This is a genomic window from Rhizobacter sp. P2_H2, assembly GCF_056403375.1.
In genome coordinates this window covers 1-2071 of the sequence record NZ_JBFUFP010000969.1, presented here as the reverse complement: position 1 = coordinate 2071, position 2071 = coordinate 1, and the positions used below count along the sequence as shown (strand labels likewise).

Below are 2071 nucleotides of genomic sequence, written 5' to 3'. Positions count from 1 at the left end.
GAACGCGCCGACCGCGCCGTAGACGGTGTCGGCCGCCGCCGCGCCCATGCCGGTGGCCAGCCCCGCACGCCAGCCGGCGTCGAGCGTGCGCTGGATCGTCAGCAGCCCGATCGGGCCGACGGGGGCGGCGATCGACAGGCCGATCAGTGCGGATTGGAAGAAGAGAAGCCAGGAGATCGATGACGTCATGCCCGCATTGTCACGAGGCTAGATCACGGGATCCAGCGTACTCACCCTGGGCTCGTCGCGCGGCGAGCGCCACAGCGCCGCATCCTCGTGCCGCAGCTGGTACGACGCCACCGGTCGCCCGAGCAGGAAGCCCTGGATCTCGTCGCAGCCATGCGAGCGCAGCCGCGCGAGCTGCGAGGCCGTCTCGGCGCCCTCGGCATTCACGCGCATGCCCAGCGCGTGCGCAAGCGAGACGATCGAGCCGACGATCAGGTCGACCTTCGGGTCGCGCTCCATGTTCTGCGTGAACGCGCGGTCGATCTTGACCTTGTGGAACGGGAAGCGCCACAGGTAGGCCAGGCTCGAGTAGCCGGTGCCGAAATCGTCCATCACGATCCGCGTGCCCAGCGCCTGCAGCGTCTGCAGGGTCTGCAGCACCTGCTCGGTGTTGCGCATCAGCAGCGATTCGGTGATCTCCAGCTGCAGGCGCTGCGGCGCGAGGCCCGAGCGCGTCAGGCACTCCGACACCACGCCGACCAGGTCGCCCTGGAACTGCGCCGCCGACAGGTTCACCGACACCTCGAGGTGCTGCGGCCAGCGCACCGCCTCCTCGCAGGCGCGCAGCAGCACCCAGCGGCCGAGCGCCTCGATCAGCCCGGCCTGCTCGGCCAGCGGGATGAATTCGGCCGGCGAGATCGCGCCGCGGTCGGGATGCGACCAGCGCGCGAGCGCCTCGTAGCCGCTCAGGCGCAGCGCCTGCGCCTCGAACAGCGGCTGGAAGTGCAGCGTCAGCTGGTCGGACGCGATCGCATGGCGCAGCTCGTGCACCAGCGCGCGGCGCAGCTGCAGGTCGGCATCCATCGCGGCGTCGTAGAAGCTGAACTGGCCGCGGCCATCGGCCTTCGCGCGGTGCAGCGCCAGGTCGGCCTTGTGCAGCAGCTCGTCGCGCGTCAGCCCGTCGGTGCCGTAGATCGCCGCGCCGACGCTCGCGCCGCCCTCCACGCGCCGCCCGCCCTGCTCGTGCGGCGCCGCCAGCACGTCGACCACGCGCTGCGCGAGCGAGGAGACATCGTCCGAGCCGCGCACGCCGCTCTGCAGGATCGCGAACTCGTCGCCGCCCAGGCGCGCGACCAGGTCGAACTGCCGCACCACCTCGCGCAGCCGGCCCGCGACGGCGCACAGGGTGCCGTCGCCGGCGGCCTGGCCGTGCGTGTCGTTGACCAGCTTGAAATGGTCGAGGTCCAGGCACAGCACCGCGAACTTCGGGCCGCCGGCGCGCGCACGCGCCTCGGCCTCGCTGAGCGCCGCCGTGAAGCTCGCGCGGTTCATCAGCCCGGTCAGCGGGTCGTGCTCGGCCAGGTAGCGCACCTGGTCCTCGGCCTGGCGCTCGAGCCGCGAGCGCACGAACCACTGCCGCAGGCTCAGGCCGAGCAGCAGCGCCAGCGCCAGCACCACCGCGATCGCCACCCGCACGAAGGCTGCCGCGATGCGCGCCRCCCGCTCGGCCTGGTCGACATACACCTCGACCACGCCGCCGACGTTGCCGTGCGCGCCCTGCACCGGCACATAGGCCTCGCTGTAGACGCGCGGCCGGTCGGCGCGCTGCGACTGCCGCAGGTAGATGATGCTGCGCCCGCCRAGCACCAGCTCGCGCACCTCGGGGCTGCGGGCCAGCGTATCCAGCGGTGCCGCAGCCCGCGCGCGCGCCAGCTCCTCGGCGCCCAGGCCGAGCTGCTCGGACACCAGCAGCTCGCGCCCGTGCGGGTCGTAGAACTTGAAGCGGAACACCTCGCCCAGGTGGCGCAGCCGGCTGAGCTGCTCGAGGGCGGCCGGCGTCAGCGGGCCACCGGCGAAAAGGCTGTCGAGGTCGGGCACGGTGTCGCGCACATAGCCCGCCCACTGC

At 72.6% G+C, this 2071-nt stretch carries 1 protein-coding gene and 1 pseudogene; both read right to left on the bottom strand.

The features are described from left to right. Positions 1–189, bottom strand: a pseudogene (locus AC1D15_RS28885) (lysine transporter LysE); the annotation flags it as partial. A gap of 18 nt (positions 190–207) precedes the next feature. Beyond that, positions 208–2071, bottom strand: a 1864-nt coding sequence (locus tag AC1D15_RS28880; RefSeq protein ID WP_477828724.1) for a putative bifunctional diguanylate cyclase/phosphodiesterase, incomplete at its 5' end; no start/stop codon positions are given.